This is a genomic window from Micromonospora coriariae (genome assembly GCF_900091455.1).
Taxonomy (GTDB): Bacteria; Actinomycetota; Actinomycetes; order Mycobacteriales; family Micromonosporaceae; genus Micromonospora; species Micromonospora coriariae.
The window spans coordinates 150,521-172,676 of record NZ_LT607412.1 but is presented as its reverse complement, the minus strand read 5'-3'; the positions used below and the strand labels follow the sequence as shown (position 1 = coordinate 172,676).

The window sequence follows — 22,156 nt, the reverse complement described above, 5'->3', positions numbered from 1 at the left end:
AGTGCGTGTGTGCTCAGCCGAGATTGCTGACGCCGAGGGAGAAGTTGAAGTCCCCCACGCCGTGGCGGGCCAGGTTGACCATCAGCAGGCCCGTCCCTTCCAGCCAGTGCGCCATCTCCAGGCCGCCGGCATCCAGGGGGCGCAACCCGAGGCTCTCGATGAACGCCGACACGTTCGCCTTGGCCCGCGCGTCGTCGCCAGCGAAGAGCACGTCCAATGGGCGCCCCGGGGTGGCCAGGACGTGGCCGAAGACGGTGTTGAACGCCTTCACGACGTGCGCGCTCGCCGGGGCGGCCTTGGCGATCTCCTGCGCGGCGGAAGTGCCGTCAGGGGTGGTCAGCCCGCTCGCGTCGGCTCTCATGGGGTTTGTGATGTCGATGATGACCTTGCCGGCCAGCGCGTCAGCGTACTGGGAAACGACCGGCACGGCGCTGGCGTTCGGCACGGCAAGGATGACGATGCCGCCGGCGGGGACGGTGCCGAACGTTCCGGCCGTGGCGCCGCCGCCGAGCGCGGCGGCCAGGTTCCTGGCCTTGGCCGCGTCGCGACCGACGACCTCGACGGCGTGGCCGCCCTCGACCGCGCGGGCGCCAATGGCGCGGCCCATACCCCCCAGGCCGATAATGCTGATGCTGCTCATGGAGTGCCTGCTTTCTGGATTCGAATGTCTGGACAGAACGCCACGCCCGTCCCGTTGTTGCAAACGGTTGTGTCGTCGATGCCACCGAATGACGCGACGGGCCCGGTTCAGTACGTGCTAATTCAAATTCTGGCGATCTGCTATGAAGTCTCGATGTCGAATTCTCGTGTCGAATTAGCTCCGGACCATCAGGTGCCTATCGAGCATGCCACTGGCCTGAGCGAGGTGTCCAAGACCTATTTCAGCGATTGCGATACCCTGGAGGCATCGCCGGAACGGGAGGCTCCATGGATCTGGACCTGCGCAAGTTGCGCTACTTCGTGGCCGTCACCGACCGGTTGCACTTCGGCCGCGCTGCCGATGACCTGCATATCGCACAGCCGGTGCTCAGCCGGCAGATCCGCGCGCTGGAACACGATCTTGGCGCCCCGCTGCTGATCAGGGACAGCCACGGCGTGGCGCTGACCGACGCCGGCAGGCAGTTGTTGACCGACGCCGGCCCGCTGCTGGCCTCCGCAGACGCGGTCCGCCGCCGGGTGACCGCAGCCGCGCGCGGCAGCCAGCGGCTGATGGTCGGCTTCCGCGCGGGCATTACGGCCACTGCGGCGGTGCGGGAGTTCGCCGTCCGGCACCCGGACGTGATCGTGGATGTGCAGCGGATCGAGTCCGACGAGCAGGCCGAGATGCTGCTCGACGGCCGCATCGACGTCGGCTATGTGCGGCTGCCCATCGACGAGACCGGCCTGCGCGTCACCCCGCTGTACACCGAGCCGCGGGTGGCAGTGCTTCCCGCCGGCCACCGATTCGCCGGCAAGAAGCAGATCACCGAGGCCGACCTGGCCGGCGAGCCGCTGCTCTGGCATCCCGACACAAGCACACAGCCCACCAAGCGCCCACACCCCAACGCCGGATACCTGGTGCGTGGGGTGGACGAGACGCTCGAACATGTCGCGGCCCGCCGGGGCATCTCGTTCCTAGCCCGTTCGGCAGCCGTGTTCTACTCACACCCGGAAGTCAGCTATGTACCCGTCACGGATCTGGCACCCGACCAGGTGTGCCTCGCGGTGGCGGCGTCGCGCACCTCGCCGCTGGTCAACGACTTCCTCGCCGCGGCTCACGCGACGGCCGAGATCACCGCAGAATGCGGGAACGATGAAATGTGGCACCTGGCAACCGGTGCCGCCGCACAGCACGGTTGATCAGTTCGACCGACAACAGCGGTGATCGCCCCAGCGGACTCCTCGCGGCGGGTCGGCGGGCAGCAGCGGCTGAATGAGGTTCCAGACCTCCTTCCACTGACTCCGCGGCGGTTGCCGCTCGTCTAGCAGGCTGGACAGATGATCGTCGAACGATTCTGCCAGGCTTGCCAGTAGGGCTCGGCCCTTGTCGGCGGTGCCAGCCGAGGGGCGGCCGATGATGCCGGTCTTCGTGTACCCAGCCATTCCATGGACCAACAGCATCGGTCGTTCATCCGCGATGTGGTTTCCATTGACAAAGTCGGCGCCAACCGCTTGGGGGCACACGTGCAGCAGGATGGACACTTCCAGCTCGAGCGGCTGAGTTGCCCGGACGATGCGGTACGAGCTGGTCTCCTGGGCTAGTGGCCTGCGTTTGGGTCGTAGAACTGCTCGTCGTCAATGCCGAGCCAGGACGTCTGCTGACGTTCGAGCGCGGCTGCCCGGTGCAGCACAATCTGTCCCCCGTGCGAGCTACCTGCGAATGTCCACCGTGCGGTGACTACTTTGGGCGGGCAAATCCATAGCGTTCGGGGTAGCCCGCGACGCTCCCGCCGCGGCTTCTCAAGGAGTCATCGTGCGTCTGGTATGGCAACTCTTGGCGGTTGCGGCGGTCTGGATCCTCGGCAATCTGGGCACGGCAGCGGTGAAGGACACCCCCTGGCTGGCGCTCGTCGCCGGCCTGCTGACGGCCGTCGTCGGGGTCCTGGTCTACGGCTGGGTGGTGCGGCGAACCGAGCACCGCGCCCCCGTCGAGGTCTCGCTGAAGGGAGCAGGTGCCGGAATCGGCTGGGGCACGCTGCTCGGCATCGCGCTGTTCGGGGCAGTGATCGCGAACATCGCCTTCTTCGGTGACTACACGATCAACGGCCTGGGCACGCCGGCGAGCGCCGTCAGCCTGCTCGGGATCATGGCGGGTGCCGCTGTGGCCGAGGAGCTGGTCTTCCGCGGTGTCCTGTTCCGGAACATCGAGCGCTGGACCGGCACCTGGATCGCGCTCGCGCTGACCGGCTCGCTGTTCGGCCTGATCCACCTGGCCAACGCGAACGCCACCCTGTTGGGTGCCATCGCAATCGCCATCGAGGCAGGCGGGATGCTGACCGCCGCGTACATCGCCACCCGCAAGCTGTGGGTGCCGATCGGTCTGCACTTCGGCTGGAACATCGCCGCGAGCGCCATCTTCAGCACCGAGGTGTCCGGCAGCAACACCGCGCAGGGCCTGCTGGACGCGACGATCTCGGGTCCCGCGCTGGTCACGGGCGGCGACTTCGGACCGGAGGCCAGTGTCTACGCGGTGGTGCTCGGCGTGCTGGCCACCGGCGCGTTCATGTGGCTGGCCTACCGGCGTGGTCACGTGGTCCCCGTCCGTCGCTCGGCCCAGGCGGACGTGGCCGCTAGGCTCACTCGGTGACCGATCTCCGGCGGGTCCTGGACCGGTGGCGTCAGCTCGACGTCACGGTCCGGGACCTGCCGCTCGCGTTGGTGCCGGCGATCGCATCGTTCGTGCCGGCGTTCCACGGGCTTGGGACAGAGATCGGCGCGCTGCCGACCCGTCCCTTCGACGCGCTGGCCGTTGTCGCGATCGTCCTCCAGTGCTTCCCGCTCGCCGTTCGTCGGCGGTGGCCGGCCGCCTGCCTTGTCCTGGTGTTCCTCGGCTTCACCCTCGATCAGCTCCGGGGTTACCACACGTTGGCGGGCGCCGGGCTCGCTATCGCGCTGCTGAGCGCGGGTGTCTACCTGGAACGCCGTCGCCGCATGGTCGCGATCCTCCTCTCGGGTGCCTACGTGATGCTGGCGGTCGCGCTCGACCTGGTCGGCGGGGCCGAGCGGGCGGACGGGTACCTGACGTTCTACGTGGCGCTGGTCCTCGTGTGGGCCGTGGGCTCCTGGCTGCGAGCCATCCGGGCGGCCGAGGCCGAACGGCGCCTCCGGGTCGCCGAGGAGACCCGCACCGCGGAACGCACGCGGATCGCCCGCGAGCTGCACGACGTCGTGACCCACCATGTGACGGCGATGGTCGTGCAGACAGAGGCTGCCAGGTACCTGACGGGCGCGCCCGACCGTCTCGACGAGACCCTGAACGCGGTCACCGACACGGGCCGCCGGGCGATCGGCGACCTACGTCATCTCCTGGACCTGCTCGACCCGGGCCACGACACCACTGCCCGGACACCGTCGCTCCGGGAACTGCGCACGCTCGTCGAGCAGACCCGCCGGGCCGGGCAGCCGGTGGAGCTCACCGAGGAGGGCACGCCGTCGGAATCGGCCGGGAGCGCCGAGCTGGTCGCCCACCGGGTGGTGCAGGAGGCTCTGACGAACGCCCTCAAGCACGCACACGGCAGGCCGACTGCGGCGCGCGTGCGCTACGACGACAGGGAGATCACCGTGGAGGTCAGTACGGCGGGCGCGAGCCATGAACCCGCCGGCGCCCGACAGCGCCCTGCCGGCGGGAGCGGCCGGGGGCTCGTCGGGCTCCGTGAACGGGTGGACGCCCTCGGGGGCGAGTTCAGCGCGGACCGGCGGGCGGACGGCGGGTTCGTCGTCCGTGCGCGCATCCCTACCGGGAACCGGGCGTGAGTGCGCCGGTCCGGGTCCTGGTGTGCGACGACCAGGCGCTGATCCGCACCGGTTTCGCGACAATCATCGACGCCCAGCCCGACCTCGAGGTGGTCGGCGAGTGCGCGGACGGGCAGGCCGCCGTCGACCTTGCGGTCCAACTGAACCCGGACGTCGTGGTGATGGACGTCCGGATGCCGGTGCTCGACGGCATCCAGGCGACCCGCCTGATCGCCGGCGCCGGGGTGGCGCGCCCCGTCAAGGTGCTCGTGGTGACGACGTTCAACCTCGACGAGTACGTCTACGAGGCGCTGCGCGCCGGAGCCAGCGGATTCCTGCTCAAGGACGCCCCGACCGCGCAGCTGCTGAACGGCATCCGCACCGTCGCGACCGGGTCCGCACTGCTGGCACCCGAGGTGACCAGGCAGCTCGTCGGCCGGTACGCGGCCCGGATCCGGCCCCCAGAGAGCGCGGACCCCGAGTCCGCGCTGACGCCGCGCGAGCTCGAGGTGCTGCGCCTCATCGCCAACGGCCTGTCGAACGGCGAGATCGCCGCGACGCTGGTGATCAGCCAGGAGACCGTCAAGACGTACGTGTCACGCATCCTGGCCAAGCTCGGCCTGCGCGACCGCGTGCAGGCAGTCGTCCACGCCTACCGCAGCGGCCTGGTGACCTGAGGATGGCGCACGGCGGCGGGTGGTCGTCATTCGACCCCGAGCGCCGCCACGGGTGAGGTGCGGGCCGCGGCCCGCGCCGGTAGCACCGAGGCGAGGAGCCCGGCGACGAGCGCGATGGCCACGACCGCCCCGACCCGCGCCCGGTGGGGACGGTCCCGGCTGGCTCGCACCTCCATATCGGAGGTCAGCGGTACGCCGATCGGTGGCTGCGGATGTGTCTGGCGACGGTCGGCCCGCAACGTGGACTACCGGGCCGCGCAATGGGGCGCGCGGTGGCTGCCTGCTTTGCGCAGGCGTCGAGAGGCCCCCGACTCGTAGGGCCATAAAAGAAACAGACTCTCCTCGATCTTGAGGCTCATGGATGAATGAGGTGAGCCCCGAAAACATCGAGGGGGCCACGCAGGTAACCCCCTCGAAAAGCATCGATGTTCGTGTCCGTCGTGCTCATCGCCCTCCACTTTGGACACAGTTGCGCCGCACCACCTGGTCACGCAGCGCTACGAGCCGTTACCCGGAAAGGTTCGTTGACAGGCTGCGAAACGCCTGAAAGTGTCTCGCGTACAACGAAATTCATCCGATGTTTTGTAGGTCTGACCATTCGGGGGAGATCACGGTGCTGCGGAAGAAACCTCTTGCGATGACGCTTGGCATGTCATTGCTCCTGTCCATGGGTGCAGCGGCGGACGCGTCCGCGAACAGCGTCGGCGAGGAGCGCTTCCAGCCGAGCGCCACCTACGACCTGTCGGTGACCGACGCCGAGCGCGACGCGATCCACGCGGAAGTCGAGGCGTTGGCTGGGCGCGTCAACAGCGCGCGGGCGGGGGACGGCACCTACGACCCGCTCAGTCTGATCGGGGCGATGCTGGACGGGTCGAGTTACGACTCCATCTCGCGAGGCGGCACGGCCGCGACGGCGTACCCCTTCCCGGTCAGCAACACCGAAGCCAACCAGAACGAGTACGACCGCAAGGTCGCCAAGCTCGCCTGGGTGGTCAAGCTGGCCACCGACCTGGGTTTCCCGGTGGTCGTGCAACGCCAGCCCGACAAGTACGTCTACGCCGAGATCGGTGACCCGGACGCCCCGGAGATGGTCATGGCGTTGAGCCACCTCGACTCGCCGACGGCTTCGGTTTCGCCAGCCCAGCTGGCGCGCTGGCGGGACGCCGATGGCAACCTCGGCACTCCTGGTGCGTACCACTCGCCCTATGTCCAGGACGGCTGGGTCTACGGGGCGGGCCTGCAGGACGACAGCGGCCCGACGCTGGCGACGCTGCTCGCGGCCAAGGCGCTGCTCGAGGCGGGGTTGCCCCTCGACCGACGCATCCGCATCGTCATGGGGATCTACGAAGACGGCGGTCCCGGCACCCCCTCGACGACGAACACCGCCACCTTCCAGTCCATCCCGTACAACTCGAACCCGAGCTTCTACGACAACTGGGCCTACAAGAACCTCAACCGCGAGGAGATCCCGATCGCGGGCTACACCTCCGACTCGCGGTTCCCGGTCATTGTCGGCAACTCCGGATCGGTGACCCCGTCGGTGTCGATGAGCTTGTCCGCAGACAGCACCAAGGCCTTCCGGCTGACGGATGCCACAGCCGGTGTCACCCGGCGCGAAGGCGACCCGACGCTCAAGGACATCGCGTACGGCAGCACCACGCAGATCGCCTCGCGGGCCATCTTCACCCTCGACGTGGCGGGCGCCGGCTCCGCCGAGCGCGACCGGTTCGTGTCGGCGATCACCGCTGCCGCGACCACGAAGGGTTGGCTTCCGGCTGCTCCCCGCACCACGCCGAAGGTGCAGGCCACGATCACCGGTGACTCGCTCACGCTGGAGATCAACACCGATGTGGCGATGGAGATGCCGACCCCGCAGTACGGCAAGAACGCCATCGTGTGGGGAATGTTCCTCCTCTCCAAGGGACTCGGCGCGTTGGGAGCCACGGCCGCCGACATGCAGTTGAAGAAGGCCGCCGACGGCATCGCCGACCTGTTCTTCCGCGACGGTGTCGAAGGCGAAGCCTATATCGGCAAGTACATGGGCATCCCGGCGAGCCTGTTGCGCAACCCGAGCAACGGCACTCCGAACCTGACCTTCGCCCTCATGGGCGGCATCAATTCAGAGACCCCGACGAGCTTTTACACGGACGCCTCCGGCAGCCTCAGCATGCCGATGTATGTGCGCAGCATGCACGTCACCGCGGCTGACTCCGGCCAGGCAACGGCGGCGGTCACTGACGCCTTCCAGGCGAAGGGGTTCACCATCGGCAACCTCGGCTCGCCCGTCGGCGCCGGGTTGTACGTCACTCACGACAACCCGCTGACGGCTCTTCAGTTCGGGAGCTACCAAGCCTCGATCAACCGCAATCCGGAAGAGTTTGCGGATCCGTACTCCCTCAGGGACGTGGTCTATCCGCAGGGCACGACCGGTGGCACCCTGGCCAGCAGCTTCCGCAACAAGATGACCGCCTTCGGCGCCGTCATCCCGGGCAACGAGCGCTGGTGGCACACGGCCAACGAGCGGATGAAGGTCGACTCGGCAGTGCAGATGACCAAAATGATGGCCGATGGCATGCTGGAGATGGCCCGGTACTCCGGGCCCGCCGGTGCCAAGTTCATGTCGGCAAGCATCCCGGGGCTGAACGCCGACCGGGCGGACCTCGACCTGCTCGACGTCACGATCGGAACCTACAAGGATGCGTCGGCCGCTGTCGGCACGAGCCAGTTGGGCAGCCAGGCCCTGCTCGGCGCCACCTCGTTCAACATCCCGATGTGGAACGGGCGCGGCAACTCGGCCCCGTCGGCGTCGGCTTTCGCACTGGGGCACGCCCCAGGAGGGGTCTACCTGCCCCTGACCGACACCGAGTACCTGAACAACACGTACGTGGCGCCGATGCGTCTGGAGTTCAAGGTGGAGCGCCCCGACCACATGTCGGACGCGGCTTGGGCGAAGTTCGTCGCCGGCGGCTACGGCGACTTCCAGTTCAACATTCTCGTCGGCGACGAGGTTGTGCCGCTGGCCGTTCCTGCGGGGCAGAGTGCGGACAAGTACTTCTCCTCGCGCATCTCGGCCAACAACCCCAACGCTATCTACCTGTCGGTCAACCTCGCGATCACCGATGCCCCGTACACCGGGGTGCACGGCATCCTCGCGGATTCCAAGACGGACCTGTACACGGTGAACCCGACGTACCTGGCTTCAAACCCCGATCCGTTCCCCGGGCGCGGGGCCATCGAACAACGGGGCTTCTTCACCTTCGGTGATGGGCAGAAGAACGCGGAGTTCTCTTCACCCAACGCGGTCTACGTGACAGTCGCCAACGCGGTCATCGATGCGAAGCCATCGGCGGTGGTGAAGAAGTTGCAGGGCAACAAGAACGAGTTGACCATCACGGTGAAGCAGACTCACATCGATGGCAGCGAGTCTCCTGTGACGGCCACGTTCACCATCGACAACAACGCTGCTGGCACCTACACCGTCGGCGATCACAAGGTATACGTCGAAACCAAGGGCAACACCCAGGTGCGGTCGATCTCCATCGTGTGACGCCTGTGAACCGGAGGTCCTGCACCGCGCACGAGAGGGCATGCGCGGTGCAGGGCCCCGGCAAAGTCGTAACGGTGCCCAGCCTGATGTGGTTGGTGTAGGCGCGCCAGTGCTGGTGGTGGCAGGGCCGGCAGGACCGGATCAGATGATCATCGAGGTTCCTACGCCTTTTTGATCGTCCGGAGTGAGTCATGCCGGCGCTGCCATCACCGCTGGAACTGTCCGAATGCCTGCCCGCATAAGCGCTGGTGCGCTGATCCGCCCGCTCGCCGGGAAGGAACAGCCGCCTCCGGCTCGGGTGCGTTGTATCGCCTCGGCAGTTTCGCGACATCAGATCCCAGCGTCTCCGGTCGGTGGCGCCGGTCGGAGGACCCGATGGATGGCGGAGGCGACGTCGCCGGCGACGTCGGTGGGTTCGTAGGCGGCTTGGCTCCACGTCCGATTGTTCGAAACCCACATGCTTCGAAGCCCCAAAGTTACTGCTCCCGCGATGTCGGCTCGGGGCGAGTCGCCGATGGCCCACGCATCCGGCAAAGGGACCTGGCGATCTCGGCGGCCGCATGGAAGATCTCCGGGGCGGGCTTCCTGTGGCCGATCGTCTCGGAGACGACCCATCCGTGTACCAGCCGGTCAAGGCCGGTGTTGCGGATCTTGGCTTCCTGCTGCGATGTGCGGCCATTGGTGACGATCATGCAGGTCCATCCATGTGCCCGCGCCGACATCAGCGCTTCCTCGCACGCGCTCTCCAGCACCACGCGGTCGGCTGCCCCGTTGTCGAGCAGGGTGCGAATCGTGTCTGGGGCACGAGGTCTTCAAATCGGTCCGCCATAGCTGATGCAACCGCGTCGCGAGCGGTGTAACCGCTGGCGTCCAGGCGCATGATCCAGGCGAGGTCGGTGTCGGCTAAGCCGTGTTCGGCCAGAAACGCGGCGACGGCGGCCCGGAAGGCCGCATCTCGGTCGATCAAAGTGTTGTCGAGATGCACCAGCATTAGCGGCATCGGCGTAGTAGATCGAGCATCTTTGTCAGCTTGACGGGCCGCTGCTGCGGCTGACGTCTGCGGTGTACGCGGTCCAATCTCCTGCCGTCGCACGTTGCCAGGCGACCGCGACGGTGATGTGAAGACCGAAGGCGGTGCTCTCAGCATCCTGTAAGCACTGTGCCCCCTCCGCTTCCCAATGCAGTGCCGTCAGCGCTCGGCGACGCACGCCCATCAAGGGATCAGAGGGTCAACGCCAGCAGGTCGTATAGCCATTCGCGCTGACGCCCAAGGGGACGCGTGCCCCGACGCTCAGGACTTGGGCACTACCCGGACGACGCTTCCCCCGCCGCTCGCGGCGTTACCGTCGCCGACCATGGAGGTGACCAGGTTGTAATACCCCGGCTTCGCCTCAAGGCCGATCATTATCGTGCTGACGGGTCGCTCACCGGGAGTGCCGGATGGTCGCACCGGTGCGGCGGCGAAGGTGACCAGCCCCGGAACGGGTTGGGTGCGTTCTGTCGCGGCCTTGAGGTCACCCGCGGTGGCGAATGGACCGGTCAGGCGTGCGGTCAACTCGACGCGGGGCGGGGTTGCGCCCGAGTCGTCCGAGGATTCGACGGTCCAGTGCACAGCCATGGTCTGACCAGGCTGGTACAGCCTGTCGACGTCGAGGGCCTCACAGCAGCTGTACGTCACCGGTGCGGCCGCCACCGGGCCGGACGGCTCGACGCCGCAGGCCGCCAGGAGCGGCAGGACAAGGCAGGCAAGTAGGCGAACCCGTGGCACGTCCATGCGCCGGATCGTACGTCCAGGTTGCCGGTGTCTGGCCGGTCCATCACCGAGTACGGCGGCCGATCCGCGTACCTCGCGTGAGACGCAGGGCGCAGTGGCGCGGTGATCACTCATGGAACACCAGGACCCAATCGGCGACAGAGGCCGGTTTGAGCTCGCCTTCGATCTCCACTCGCATCTGCACGACTACCCGGGCTCCGGCAGCCATCCGGCGGGTCTCCAGGAGGGTCGCGACGCCGCGCACCCGTGAGCCGACCGGAACCGGAGCGCGCAGGCGCACCTTGTTCAGCCCCGCGTTGATGACCAGGCGGACGTCGTCGACCTTGACCAGTTCGGACAGAAAGGTGGCGCAGAGGGAGAGCGTGAGCATGCCATGGGCAATTGTCGTCTGGAACGGACTCTCCGCCGCCGCCCGCTCCTCATCGACGTGTATCCACTGGTGGTCGCCGGTGGCGTCGGCGAACGCGTTGATCCGGGCCTGGTCGACGAGGTGCCATCCGGTTGTGCCGAGCGGCTGGCCGGCGCGCTCGAGGAGGGCGTCAATGTTGTCGAATCGGCTCACTTTGTCCACCATCCGTCGAGGTGGGCCACACCGCAAACCCACCGGCTTTACCGGCAGACGGGGGAGCCGTCAAGCTGAGCGATCTGGCCGATGGTTGTCGCGTGCGTCGAACGATCATGTGCTAGATGGGGAAGCCCAGGGTGGCCGTCGGTACGCGACCGGCCCGGCCCCGTTTCGGGGCCTCCCGTCCGGCGTCGCCTCGTGCGCCCCGCCCGATGAGATCACGCGACGACTCCAGGCCCTGTCCGGCGAGGACTACGTGCACATGTACGCGCAGGCCGCCAAGAAGGAGCTTGAATGCTGGGTGTGGCCGCCGACCTGCCCGGAGAGGCTCCTCGGGCCCGCCTGCATCGGGTATCGCGACGTCGGCGGGGAACACCGTCGTCAACTGACCGGTCCCGATGCCTTCTCCTCTCGGGAGAGGTGGCCACCCGTCCAGGTGACAGTGGTCAGCCGGGCACCGAGTAGCCGCCGCGCCCTGGCGACCTGACGCGCGTTCGCGTTGACCAGAACTGCCTGCTCCGCGGCGCCAAGGATGGGCAGATCCGACAGCGAGTCGCTGTAGGCCACCCGCCAGGGTGGCGTCACCCCCTGGGCGGCGAGCTGCACCATCTTGGTCGCCCCGTAGTTGTGCACAATCAGCTTCGGCCCGTGGATGTGCGAGGCCACGAGCTCGACCTCGGCGAGGCCGATCGCGTCGAGCACCGCGCGCGCCAAGGTGTGCTCGCACGCGGTGACCACGACGACCCGGTCGCCCACGGCGAGGTGGGCACGGACCACCCGCAGGCCGGGCGCGATGATCCGCTCTGGCTCTTCACCGAGGTCCGCGCCGAAACGCCCGAGTTCCGCCCGCAACTGTTCCGCGCTTCGGCCCAACAAGCCGATCCGGCTCATCCACCGCGCCGCTCGCGGACGACAAGCGGGAATGGCGACGATGGGTGCGAGGAGAATGAGCAGGACGACGGCGAGCGGCAGTCGAGCACCCGCGAAGGCAACGCGTCGCATGAAAAGCCCGAATGCGTCCCCACGCAGCAGTACGCCGTCGAGATCGAAGATGACGGTGTCGGCGGGAGGCGCCCTCATCGGTCTACCGGATCCGGTGCCGCAGGCGGTTCGGCATGAGCCGAGTGTACGGGGAGCGGGGCCCCGTCCGAGGTCCTCGCCCTGCGGTCATCGAGAGACCTACGCCAGACCTGCGTCCGGCCGTCGTTGACCCGGCGGCACGAGATCAGTCGAGGGGCACGCCCACGTAGTTCTCGGCCAGGCTGCGAAGACCGGCGGCGTCGTCAAGATCATCCGGTTGAGCTAATGGCTCCACCAGATCGCGGCGATCCGCCGTATCGCGAACTCGCCGGAGACCCGACGACAGTGAGGATCCCACAGGGCGGGTAGTTGCGCCCGAGCATCGAAAAGCGAGATCATCACGCATGCTCGACCCCTCGCCCGAGGACGACGGGACCTCACCGACGGTCTCTACGCCGCATTTCGTGGGTCGTGATCGGGAGATGGCGGCGCTCCGGGTCGCCTTGGCCCGGCCACCGGCGATCGTTCTGGTGGAGGGCGAGGCGGGGATCGGGAAGAGCCGGCTGCTGCGAGAGTGGCTGGCCGCGCCGGACCAGCGCACCGCCTTGGTCTCGGTGTGCCCACCGCTTCGCGAGTCGCTGACGTTGGGGCCGGTCGTCGACGCGTTCGGTGGGATCGACCGCCCGGTGTCGCGATTGCGGCTCACCGAGCTTGCGGGTGCGTTACGGCCCCTGTTCCCTGAGTGGTCCTCGGACCTGCCGCCTGCACTGCCGCCCTTGGACGATGCGAAGGCGGCACGGCATCGCCTGTTCCGCGCCCTGGACGAGCTGCTGCGGGCTCTGCGTGTCGACGTTCTCGTGCTCGAGGACGCTCACTGGGCCGACGAGGTGACCTTGGAGTTCCTGCTGTTCGTCGCCTCCCGACAGCAGTCGGACGGGCCGAGCCTCGTGATCTCCTATCGGCCGGAGGAGGTGGACGTCGGATCGCTGTTGCTGCGGCTGACGTCCCGGTTGCCCGCCGGCGTGACCCAGCTGAGGATCGCCCTGGCGCCGATGCGACCCGACGACACGGCAGCGCTGGTGTCCTCGATGCTGGACGGCAACCCGATATCGCAGGAGTTCACGACGTTCATGCACGAGCGCACCGGTGGCATTCCTCTGGCGCTGGAGGAGTCGGTTCGCCTCATGTGCGACCGTGCCGACCTCGTCTTCCGCGACGGGCAGTGGGTCCGGCTGAAGCTGCGCGAGCTACAGGTGCCGCCAACGGTGCGCGACTCCACCCGGGAGCGGGTGGGCCGTCTGTCGCCGACGGCGCAGCAGGTGTTGCGAGCCGCAGCCACGTTGGCTGAGCGGTCATCGGTGGCCACGATCGCGGTGACCGCCGGTCTGTCACCCGCTGCGTGTCGAGGCGCCATCGCGGAGGCGGCCAACGCCGGCGTCCTGGACGCAGACGACCGCGGCCAGTGGCGGTTCCGGCATGTGCTGGCCGCCACGGCTGTCTACGAAGCGATCCCGTTGACCGACCGCAGACACTTCCACCTGCTGGCCGGCCGGGCCTTGGAGGACGTCCATCCGCCGCCTGTCGCACGCCTTGCCCACCATTTCCGTGAGGCGGGCGAGACGCAGTCCTGGGCGCGGTACGCCGAGCAGGGTGCCGAGTTGGCCATGGCCTCGGGTGATCACACCAAGGCGGTCGACCTGCTGGTCGATCTGTTGTCGGAGGCTGTGTTGGCGCCGACGGATCGGGCACGGGTCGCGCGCATCGCCGGAGTTGCCGCACTGGGCCGCCGTGAACCGGTCGACGAGGTCCACCACCGCGTGATCCGTACCTTGCGCTCGGTGCTGGAGACCCCCGGTCTCTCCGCCCGCCAGCAGGCCGAGATCCGCAACCCCCTGGGTCGGCTCCTGATCACCGGGGGTGAGGCGCAGGCCGCACTCGCCGAGCTCGAGCAGGCGGTGGCCAACCTCGACCATGACCCGGTCGAGGCGGCCCGGGCAATGACCTATCTGGGATGGGCCTATGCGGGGCCGTGGCCGGCGTCGACCCATCGGCGTTGGCTGGACCGCGCCGCGGAGCTCACCGCCGAGTTCGATTCTCCGGCGGAGCGGCTGAACCTGGCCGGCAACCGAGCCGCGGCGTTGCTGATGCTCGGCGAAGAGGAGGCCTGGGACGTCGTCGCCGGCCTGCCCATCGACGGCGCGACCTCGGCGGAGCGTCTCGACGTGGCCCGCATCCACGCAAATGTCGGGACCGGCGCACTGATCTGGGGTCGGTACGCCGACGCGGACAAACACCTCGCCGTGGCCATGCGCCTTGCCGAGGCCGAGCAGGCGTCCCGGTTGTACCACAACGTCCGACTCGAGCAGGCCAACCTGGCGTGGCTCACCGGCCGGTGGGAGGGTCTCGCGGAGCGAAGCGCGGCACTGGCCGATGCCGACCGGGACCGGCCGGCGCACTACCTCGGCAGCATTCGCCTCGCGGCCCGGCTGGCAGCCGCGGCCGGACGGCGGCGCGCCGCGGAGGAGCAGTTCCGGCTGGTCCTTGAGGAGTCTGCCCGTCTCGGCGCGGCCGACGACACGATGGAGGCCGCCGCCGCGCTGGCCAGACTGTGGCTGACGGACGGAAACAGCAGCCGGGCGCTGCAGATCACGAACGAGCCGATGGACACCGTCCGGAGAAAAGGCATCTGGGTCTGGGCGACGGACCTCGTCCCCGCCCGGATCGAGGCGCACCTCGCCGCGGGCGACCTCAAGACCGCGACACGCCTGGGCGACCAGTTCGCCAGAGGGCTGCGTGGCCGTACGGCGCCTGCGCCGCGCGCCGCCCTCACCGTGTGCCGTGCCCTGCTGGCGGCCGCGGCCGGAGACCACGCCCGCGCGGCGACGGCATACGGTCGGGCGGCGGGCGCCTGGAGCGCGTTGCCGCGCCCCTACGACGCCATGCTCGCCCGCGAGCGTCAAGCCGAGGCGCTCATCGCGCAAGGCCAGATCGAACAAGGCCGAGAGCTGCTGGCCGCACAGTACGAGCAGTTGTTCAGGCTCGGAGCCCGCGGCGACGCGGACCGTGTCGCACAGCGGCTTCGCGAACACGGCGCCGAGGTTCCGCGACTGTGGCGCGGCGGCCGACGAGGGTACGGCGACCAGCTCTCACCGCGAGAGCTCGACGTGGTCCAGCTGGTTGTCGCCGGCAAGACGAACCGGGAGATCAGCCGGATCCTGGCCAAGTCGCCGGCCACGGTGGATCAGCAGCTGCGTGCGGCGATGCGCAAGTTGAAGGTGACCTCCCGGACCGCGCTCGCGGTCAAGGCGGTAGAGGCCGGAGTGTTCGCAGAAGAGGACTCCCTCGACGACCCGTCGTGAATATTGACGTATCCGCTGGATAGCGACGGACACTCGTCCCCCCGAGCATGACTGCATGATCCATAGCCCTAGGGCGATGCATGCCTGAGCGACCTGTCGCGCGTGACGACGCCGCCATCGAGCACCCGCCACCACCCGAGCTGCCCCGCGAGCCACCCGGCAGCGCGCGCGACGCCGACGGCGCCGACGGTGCCGACGGCCACAAGAACCACGACCCCTATCAACCCCTGTAGGTCAAAGGACCCTTATGAGACTCAAAGCCCTCGCGGCTTCGCTGGCCGTAGCGGTCGGCCTGAGCATGATCCAGCCACCGCCGGCGTCCGCCGCTGAGCCGGATCCCGGCGCTGCCGACAAGAAGATCGCGTCGAACCTGAAGGACCGCTTCCGCACGGAGCCGGCTTCCGACTTCTGGATCACGTTCGACACCAAGGCCGACCTCGGCCCGGCGAAGAAGATCACCGACTGGACCGCTCGTGGTCAGTTCGTCCACGACGCGCTGATCGCAGCGGCGAAGAACTCCCTGGCATCGGTCTCCACCGAACTGGACCGGGCAGGCGTCAAGTACACCTCCTACCCGATCGCCAACACTGTGCTCGTCAAGGGGGGCACCGAGAAGCTCGCCCTCACCGTGGCCTCGAAGGTGCAGGTCGCCGAGATCCACGCGACACCGCAGGTCGCGCTGGTCGATCCCGTCGACGAGAAGGTCCCCGCCGACCAGGCTGCCCGCCCCGCCGCCCCCAAGGCCGCCGCCGAGGAGGGCGCCACCACGTGGGGTCTGGACGCCATCCACGCCCCCGAGGCGTGGGCCATGGGCGCCACCGGCGCGGGCATCACCGTGTCCAACCTCGACTCGGGCGTCCAGTTCGACCACCCCGCTCTGATGCACCAGTACCGCGGCACGAAGCCCGACGGCACCGTCGACCACAACTACAACTGGATGGCCACCCGGGGCACGTGCACGGGAGCACCGTGCGACGACAACGGACACGGCACGCACACCATGGGCACCATGGTCGGCGACGACGGCACCAACCACGTCGGCGTCGCCCCGGACGCGCAGTGGATCGCGACGAACGGCTGCTGCGACAGCACCGGCGTCGAATCACTGCTCCGGTCGGGCTGGTGGCTACTCGCCCCGACCGACGTGCAGGGCAACAACCCGGATCCCTCCAAGCGCCCGCACGTCATCAACAACTCGTGGGGCCAGACCGTCGAGCACGCCTTCGACGACTTCTTCCAGGCCATCGACGAGGCCTGGAGCGCCGCGGGCATCTTCAGCGTCTGGTCCTCGGGCAACACCAGCCCGTACGCGGCCTGCGACACCGTCTCCTCGCCGGGCTCCGCCGAGAGCGCCTACTCCGTGGGCGCCTACGCGTCGGACGGCACGCTCGCGTCGTTCTCCCGCAAGGGCGAGGGTGAGGGCGGCCGGATCAAGCCCGAGATCTCCGCTCCGGGAGTCGGCGTCCTGTCGTCCTACCCGAACAACAGCTACACCGAGATGTCCGGCACCTCGATGGCGGCACCCCACGTCGCGGGCGCCGTCGCGGCGCTGTGGAGCTACGACCCGACCCTCATCGGGCAGGTCGACCAGACTCGACGCCTGCTCGGCGAGTCGGCCGTCGACGTCGACGACACCGAGTGCGGCGGCACCGCCGAGATCAACAACAAGTACGGCGAGGGCCGGCTCGACCTCGTCCGCCTGCTCGAGCTCGCGCCCCGGCAGGGCGGCACCCTCACCGGTGTCGTCACGGCCGACGGCGCTGCGGTCCCCGCCGCCGAGGTGACGATCAGCGGGCCGTTCAGCCGGTCGATCGGAACCGACAAGGACGGCCGGTTCACCACGAACCTCCCGGTCGGCGACTACCAGCTCAGCACCAAGGTCTTCGGCTACCTGACCGCGACCGCCAACGTCACGATCTCCCTCGGCCAGGACACCTCCGTCAAGCTGCCGCTCACGGCCGCCGCGAAGCACGACATCAGCGGCCGGGTCGTCGACGACAAGAAGCGGCCCGTCCCGAACGCCGACGTATCCGTCAAGGACACGCCGCTGAAGCCGGTACGCACGGATGCCAACGGCGCGTTCACGATCAGCGCTGTCCCCGAGGGCGGGTACACGCTGAACATCAAGCCCAACGCCTGCTTCTCGCCCACGACGGTCCCGCTGACCGTCGGCGCGCAGAACGAGTCGCGCGAGATCCCGGTCGGGCTCGTCGTCGACAAGGGCGGCTACAGCTGCGCCGTCTCCGACGGCGAGTACCTGCGCGGCACCGACCCGGTCGCGTTCCCCAGCGGCGTGTGGGCAACGGTGAAGCTGCCGTTCCCGATCGCGCTCTACAACGGCAGCCACGACACCCTCGGCATCAGCCTTCGTGGCGTGATCACCCCGGACGAGGGCACCGGACCGGGCAGCGGCGGTGCGGGCGTCTTCCCGTTCTACGTCCAGACCCCCGTCGAGTTCGCCCCCGGCGGCGGCGTCTTCACCGCGGCCACCAAGGTCGACGGCGAGGACGCGTTCGTCGTCGAGTTCCGCAACGCCAAGATCTGGGCCTACCCGATCCGGTCGGAGTACACGGAGCCGGTCAACTTCTCGGCCGCGCTCACCCGCTCGGGCAAGATCATCTTCGGGTACGGCGACGGCATCGGCACCGACGACCCGGTGACCGCCGGCGCCAAGACCATCACCGGCATCCAGGGCTGGGCCGGCATCGACGGCATCCGGTTCTCCGACGGCGCCCCGGTGCTGCATGACGGGATGATCGTCACCTACGACCTTCCCGACTGGGGTTACCTCGACGCGACCGTCGTCGACAAGAACGACGGGCTGCCGGTGTCCGGGGCCAAGGTGTCGTTCACCGACAAGGACGGCCTCGTCGAGAGCGTCACGACCAACGGGACGGGCATCGTGCATCGCCAGCTCCCGGTCGCCGACTACACCATGACCGTCGAGGCGCCGAACTACACGACCGCGGCGCACCCCTTCTCCCTCGACAAGCTCTACGCGAACGCCAAGATCGACGCACGGCTGACCACGGGTATCGCCGGCCTGAAGGCCGACGGCCTCGACGCAGTGCTGGGCACCGACCAGAAGGGCGTCGGCACGCTCACGCTGACCAACACCGGTTCGGCGCCGCTGACGTACAACCTGGGCGAGGCCGCGCGCCACCCCGAGCTCGACGCCGCCGGCGCCACAACGCGCACCGGAAAGGGCGCGGCCAGCACGATCGACCTCGCCGCATGGAAGGCCGGTGCCAGCGGCATGAAGCCGTCGAACGCCGACGGCAAGGCCGCGACCGCGACCAAGGCGGAAGTACAGGCGGCCGCCAAGGTCGGCCCGACCTCCGGCGGGGACGTCATCACCCGGATCCCCATCCCGGGCACGATCGCGGAGAAGGAGCCCACCGGCATCGGGTACGACGGCGACGTCTGGGTCCACGACTACATCGCGCGGACCAACACCGCCTACACGGTGACGGGCAAGCCGACCGGGAAGGTCTTCGACGCGGCGTGGAACCCCGCGTACCGGGCGTTCGACATGGCGCTCGACACCAAGACCGGGGACATGTGCCAGATGGAGGACAGCCCGGCCAGCTACATCCACTGCTTCGACCGCAAGACCGGGAAGGAGACCCGGCAGATCAAGGGTGACTGGTCCACGCTGCAGCTGACCGGACTGGCCTACAACCCGACCGAGGACGTGTTCTACGTCGGCGGCCGGGCGAACGGCATGATCGGCACCGTCGCCGGGACCTCGCACGACAACGCGGGCGCACTGCTGTCGTTCTGCGCGCCACCGCTGCCCGAGGTGATGGGCCTGGCCTACAACCAGGCGTCCAACACCATCTGGTACACCGACCTCACCTCGAACCGGCCCACCCGCCTGCTGCAGATCGACCCCGTCGACTGCTCGCTGGTCAACGCGTGGTGGTTCCCGGGCCAGAAGGCGACCCAGGGCGGCGGCCTCGAAACCGACTCGACCGGCGCGCTGTGGGCGGCCGACCAGGTCGCCGACGACATCGTGCTGGTCGACGTCGAGGACGACCTGCTCACCGACCTGCCGTGGCTGTCGCTCTCCTCGACCGGCGGCACCCTCGCCCCGGGTCAGTCGACGACCGTCAAGGTCTCGCTCTCCTCGAAGGACGCCAAGCCCGGAGTCCTCGGCGCGAACATCGTGGTGCGGTCCGACACCGGACGCCAGTCCAAGACCTACGTCCCGGTGACGCTCACGACCACGAAGTACCAGGTCGGCGTCAACGCCGGCGGCTCAAAGGTCACCGACGGCTCCGGCTTCACCTGGTCCGCCGACCAGGCCTCCGGCAACGGAAAGTGGGGCTACGAGGGGAAGACGAAGGTCGCCTCCACGGAGTCCGGGATCGAACGGACGACGGACGACGCCCTGTTCCAGTCGCAGCGCACCACGGCGGACAAGCAGCTGTTCTACCGCTTCCCTGACGCACCCAAGGGCACCTACGCGATCGATCTCGGGTTCGCCGAGATCGAGAAGGTGGCCAAGGGCAAGCGGGTGTTCGACGTCCTCGTGGACGGCACGCTGACCGACTACGCGTACGACGCGGCCGCGGCCGTGGGGCCGAACGCCGCCGACTGGCGCACCGCCGTCGTGAAGCACGAGGGCGGTCCGCTGACAGTGGAGCTGCGCGGCTCGAAGGGCCTGAAGGCCCCGACCATCGCCGCGCTGCGGGTGACGCTCGACCCGCGCGCAGAAACGGCGGAGCCGGAGCCCCAGCCCGAGCAACCGGAGCCGGGCCCCGTGCCGGTGGCCCCCGCCGGTCGTTCGTACACGATGAAGGTGACCGACGGGCTCTACCGCCAGGGCGCGCAGGAGTCCGGGTGGCACGGCGATGACGTCTGCGGCGTGCTGTGGTTCGACACCAGCTTCCTGTTCCCGTTCTACGACACGGCCTGGGACGGCGTGTGCGTGACGACGAACGGCCAGCTGATCTTCGATCAGGCCAGTGCCGTGGGGGGCAACACGGAGCTGCCGTCGCCGTACGCGTTCGACGCGATCTATCCGCTCTGGGACGACCTGGTCGTCGACGACCAGGCGGGCATCTACTTCGGCACCACCGAGGTGGACGGCCTGGCCGCTGAGGTCATCGAGTGGCGCAACGCCACCTTCTACAGCGACCAGACGGCTCGCGTGAGCTTCTCGGTCACCCTGATCGCCGACGGACGGATCCAGATCGGGTACGGCGACGGCGTCGGCGGCGACAACCCCCTCACCCGAGGGTCGTCGGCGACGGTCGGCGTGGAGAGCCTGACGCGCAACCCCGCGAGCCAGCACTCCTTCAACCAACCCGTCCTGAAGGCCGGCCTGGGGCTGGAGTACACCCTCCCGGCCGCGGGCACGATCGAGGGCACGGTCACCGACAAGAACGACGGCAAGCCGATCGAGGGCGCGATCGTCACGCTCAAGGGGCCGAACGGTGAGCGGGTCATCACCGCCGACGCCAAGGGCCGGTGGAAGGCCCAGGCGCTGGTCGGCGAGAACACCGTGGAGGTGTCGGCGCCGAACTACGTCACCGCCAGTCACCCCGTGACCATCGCCAAGAAGGATCAGGCCGAGGTGGTCGACACGGCGCTGACCACGGGCGTCGCCACCGTCACCGGAGGTGCCTTCGACTGGCTCCTCGACAAGGACCAGAAGGCGACGGCCGACGTGACCGTCACCAACACCGGCTCCGCCCCGCTCGAGGTGCGGCTCAGCGAGCAGAAACGCACCAGCGACGGCGGGCACGAGGCCGCCGACCTTCCGTGGCTGACCCTCACGGGCGCGGCCGCAACCGGCACGGTCACGCTCGCGGCCGGCGAGGCCACCACGGTCACGGCGACGGCCGACAACGCCGACGTCGAGCCCGGCGTGCTCGTCGCGGACGTACTCGTGGCGTCGAACGCCGCCAAGAGCGAGGCCCAGCTCAAGCCGGTCCGCCTGGCAACCTCGGCCTACTGGAAGGGCGTCGACGTGGGCGGATCCGGGTACGTCGGTGCCGACGGTTTCATCTGGTCGCCCGACCAACAACTCGGTTCGCGACCGTGGGGCTACGTCGGCGGCAAGGCGCATGCCACCAAGGCCGACATCGCCGGCACCGAGGACGACGCGCTGTTCCGCACCCAGCGGACCGGCGAGACGTTCAGCTACGTGTTCAAGAACGCCCCCGCCGGGAAGTACCGGATCGCCCTCGACTTCGCGGAGATCGAGAAGATCAAGGCCGGCAAGCGTGCCTTCGATGTTCTGGCCGACGGCAAGGTCGTGCTCTACGACCACGACGTGCAGGCGAAGGTGGGTGCGCTGACCGCGGACATGAACATGGTCACCGTTGAGCACGCCGGTGGCGATCTGAAGATCGAGCTTCGCCGCGAGAAGGGCGAGGGCGACCCGATCCTCAACGCCCTGAAGGTCCAGCAGGACCCGCGCCTCTGAGATAGCCAACCTATCCGCCAGCAGTGGTCAGAGCCTCCTCGGAAAAGGATCGCCGGGGAGGCTCTGACCACGACCACCGAGTGTGCGGCTTCGGACCGTACTCGCGCAGTTGGTGACAACGAACCCGACTTCGTCGCCGGTGGCGACCCGCCAGACAACGAAGCGCGTTGCCCGCCACGCCAGAGCCCTTCGCCACCGTCGCCAGCCAGTGCACGCCCGAGTCAAAGACATGCGCGGACCCGCCCGGGCGTAGCGCCCAGAAGTTGTAAGCGAGGCGAATCGCATCTCCCGGCGACCGCCGTGACGCTGCGGAAGAGCACAGCTAGCAGGCGCGTCAGCCGGCGGGT

At 68.6% G+C, this 22,156-nt stretch carries 17 protein-coding genes; 8 read left to right on the top strand and 9 right to left on the bottom strand.

The features are described from left to right. Positions 1-13 precede the first annotated feature (13 nt). Positions 14-640, bottom strand: coding sequence for an NADPH-dependent F420 reductase (locus GA0070607_RS00775; RefSeq protein ID WP_089016438.1), 627 nt, complete (start codon positions 638-640; stop codon positions 14-16). A gap of 287 nt (positions 641-927) precedes the next feature. On the opposite strand from GA0070607_RS00775, the gene GA0070607_RS00770 reads away from it, so the two are divergent. Beyond that, complete coding sequence (locus tag GA0070607_RS00770) at positions 928-1,839, top strand: LysR family transcriptional regulator (protein ID WP_089016437.1); 912 nt, start codon at positions 928-930, stop codon at positions 1,837-1,839. On the opposite strand, the gene GA0070607_RS32195 is transcribed toward GA0070607_RS00770, so the two are convergent. Then, positions 1,840-2,181 carry a hypothetical protein gene (locus GA0070607_RS32195; protein ID WP_157743049.1) on the bottom strand — a complete coding sequence of 114 codons (342 nt, stop codon included), beginning with the start codon at positions 2,179-2,181 and terminating at the stop codon, positions 1,840-1,842. 271 nt (positions 2,182-2,452) lie between these two features. Here GA0070607_RS32195 and GA0070607_RS00765 point away from each other — a divergent pair, with 271 nt between their 5' ends. From GA0070607_RS00765 to GA0070607_RS00755, 3 genes are read left to right on the top strand one after another with little or no spacing between them, the layout of a single operon-like run. Then, the gene (locus GA0070607_RS00765; RefSeq protein ID WP_089016436.1) at positions 2,453-3,286 is read left to right on the top strand and encodes a CPBP family intramembrane glutamic endopeptidase; all 834 of its coding nucleotides are present in this window, start codon (positions 2,453-2,455) and stop codon (positions 3,284-3,286) included. After that, positions 3,283-4,452, top strand: coding sequence for a sensor histidine kinase (locus GA0070607_RS00760; protein WP_089016435.1), 1,170 nt, complete (start codon positions 3,283-3,285; stop codon positions 4,450-4,452). The genes GA0070607_RS00765 and GA0070607_RS00760 overlap by 4 nt, the downstream gene beginning before the upstream one ends. Continuing rightward, positions 4,449-5,108: a response regulator gene (locus GA0070607_RS00755; protein WP_089016434.1), complete on the top strand. Its 660-nt coding sequence runs from the start codon at positions 4,449-4,451 to the stop codon at positions 5,106-5,108. Before GA0070607_RS00760 ends, GA0070607_RS00755 begins: the two co-directional genes overlap by 4 nt. A gap of 26 nt (positions 5,109-5,134) precedes the next feature. Here GA0070607_RS00755 and GA0070607_RS32190 read toward each other — a convergent pair whose 3' ends face one another. Continuing rightward, positions 5,135-5,278 (bottom strand): hypothetical protein, encoded by a 144-nt coding sequence (locus tag GA0070607_RS32190; RefSeq protein WP_157743048.1) that lies wholly within the window; start codon positions 5,276-5,278, stop codon positions 5,135-5,137. Between the two features lie 443 nt (positions 5,279-5,721). Here GA0070607_RS32190 and GA0070607_RS00750 point away from each other — a divergent pair, with 443 nt between their 5' ends. After that, on the top strand, positions 5,722-8,655 hold the full coding sequence (locus GA0070607_RS00750) for a M20/M25/M40 family metallo-hydrolase (protein WP_157743047.1): 2,934 nt from the start codon (positions 5,722-5,724) through the stop codon (positions 8,653-8,655). Between the two features lie 330 nt (positions 8,656-8,985). Here GA0070607_RS00750 and GA0070607_RS34045 read toward each other — a convergent pair whose 3' ends face one another. From GA0070607_RS34045 to GA0070607_RS00730, 6 genes are all read right to left on the bottom strand, one after another. Next, on the bottom strand, positions 8,986-9,189 hold the full coding sequence (locus tag GA0070607_RS34045; protein ID WP_197701216.1) for an HAD hydrolase-like protein: 204 nt from the start codon (positions 9,187-9,189) through the stop codon (positions 8,986-8,988). Then, a complete protein-coding gene (locus GA0070607_RS32915; protein ID WP_331716463.1) occupies positions 9,132-9,377 on the bottom strand; it encodes an HAD family hydrolase in 246 nt (81 codons plus the stop codon). The genes GA0070607_RS34045 and GA0070607_RS32915 overlap by 58 nt, the downstream gene beginning before the upstream one ends. Further along, positions 9,377-9,655 carry a hypothetical protein gene (locus GA0070607_RS32910; protein WP_197701334.1) on the bottom strand — a complete coding sequence of 93 codons (279 nt, stop codon included), beginning with the start codon at positions 9,653-9,655 and terminating at the stop codon, positions 9,377-9,379. Before GA0070607_RS32910 ends, GA0070607_RS32915 begins: the two co-directional genes overlap by 1 nt. Before the next feature lie 291 nt (positions 9,656-9,946). After that, positions 9,947-10,429 carry a hypothetical protein gene (locus tag GA0070607_RS00740; protein WP_231930714.1) on the bottom strand — a complete coding sequence of 161 codons (483 nt, stop codon included), beginning with the start codon at positions 10,427-10,429 and terminating at the stop codon, positions 9,947-9,949. Between the two features lie 106 nt (positions 10,430-10,535). Next, positions 10,536-10,991, bottom strand: coding sequence for a MaoC family dehydratase (locus tag GA0070607_RS00735; RefSeq protein ID WP_231930711.1), 456 nt, complete (start codon positions 10,989-10,991; stop codon positions 10,536-10,538). Positions 10,992-11,375: 384 nt separating this feature from the next. After that, complete coding sequence (locus GA0070607_RS00730) at positions 11,376-12,074, bottom strand: haloacid dehalogenase-like hydrolase (RefSeq protein ID WP_089016431.1); 699 nt, start codon at positions 12,072-12,074, stop codon at positions 11,376-11,378. A gap of 344 nt (positions 12,075-12,418) precedes the next feature. On the opposite strand from GA0070607_RS00730, the gene GA0070607_RS00725 reads away from it, so the two are divergent. The 3 genes from GA0070607_RS00725 to GA0070607_RS00720 all read left to right on the top strand — a co-directional run bounded on the left by GA0070607_RS00725 (position 12,419) and on the right by GA0070607_RS00720 (position 21,809). Next, positions 12,419-15,373, top strand: coding sequence for an ATP-binding protein (locus GA0070607_RS00725; protein WP_089016430.1), 2,955 nt, complete (start codon positions 12,419-12,421; stop codon positions 15,371-15,373). An 80-nt stretch (positions 15,374-15,453) separates the two neighbouring features. After that, positions 15,454-15,606: a hypothetical protein gene (locus GA0070607_RS32185; protein WP_157743046.1), complete on the top strand. Its 153-nt coding sequence runs from the start codon at positions 15,454-15,456 to the stop codon at positions 15,604-15,606. Between the two features lie 14 nt (positions 15,607-15,620). Then, positions 15,621-21,809: a S8 family serine peptidase gene (locus tag GA0070607_RS00720; protein ID WP_089016429.1), complete on the top strand. Its 6,189-nt coding sequence runs from the start codon at positions 15,621-15,623 to the stop codon at positions 21,807-21,809. The last annotated feature ends 347 nt before the right edge of the window (positions 21,810-22,156 follow it).

Excerpts from the sequence above, each read along its gene's own strand:
- GA0070607_RS32185 (WP_157743046.1), top strand. The coding sequence starts at position 15,454 with ATGCCTGAGCGACCTGTCGCGCGTGACGACGCCGCCATCGAGCACCCG.
- GA0070607_RS00730 (WP_089016431.1), bottom strand. The coding sequence starts at position 12,074 with ATGAGGGCGCCTCCCGCCGACACCGTCATCTTCGATCTCGACGGCGTA.
- GA0070607_RS00770 (WP_089016437.1), top strand. The coding sequence starts at position 928 with ATGGATCTGGACCTGCGCAAGTTGCGCTACTTCGTGGCCGTCACCGAC.
- GA0070607_RS00725 (WP_089016430.1), top strand. The coding sequence starts at position 12,419 with ATGCTCGACCCCTCGCCCGAGGACGACGGGACCTCACCGACGGTCTCT.
- GA0070607_RS00720 (WP_089016429.1), top strand. The coding sequence starts at position 15,621 with ATGAGACTCAAAGCCCTCGCGGCTTCGCTGGCCGTAGCGGTCGGCCTG.
- GA0070607_RS32910 (WP_197701334.1), bottom strand. The coding sequence starts at position 9,655 with ATGCCGCTAATGCTGGTGCATCTCGACAACACTTTGATCGACCGAGAT.
- GA0070607_RS00775 (WP_089016438.1), bottom strand. The coding sequence starts at position 640 with ATGAGCAGCATCAGCATTATCGGCCTGGGGGGTATGGGCCGCGCCATT.
- GA0070607_RS32915 (WP_331716463.1), bottom strand. The coding sequence starts at position 9,377 with ATGTCGGCGCGGGCACATGGATGGACCTGCATGATCGTCACCAATGGC.
- GA0070607_RS00740 (WP_231930714.1), bottom strand. The coding sequence starts at position 10,429 with ATGGACGTGCCACGGGTTCGCCTACTTGCCTGCCTTGTCCTGCCGCTC.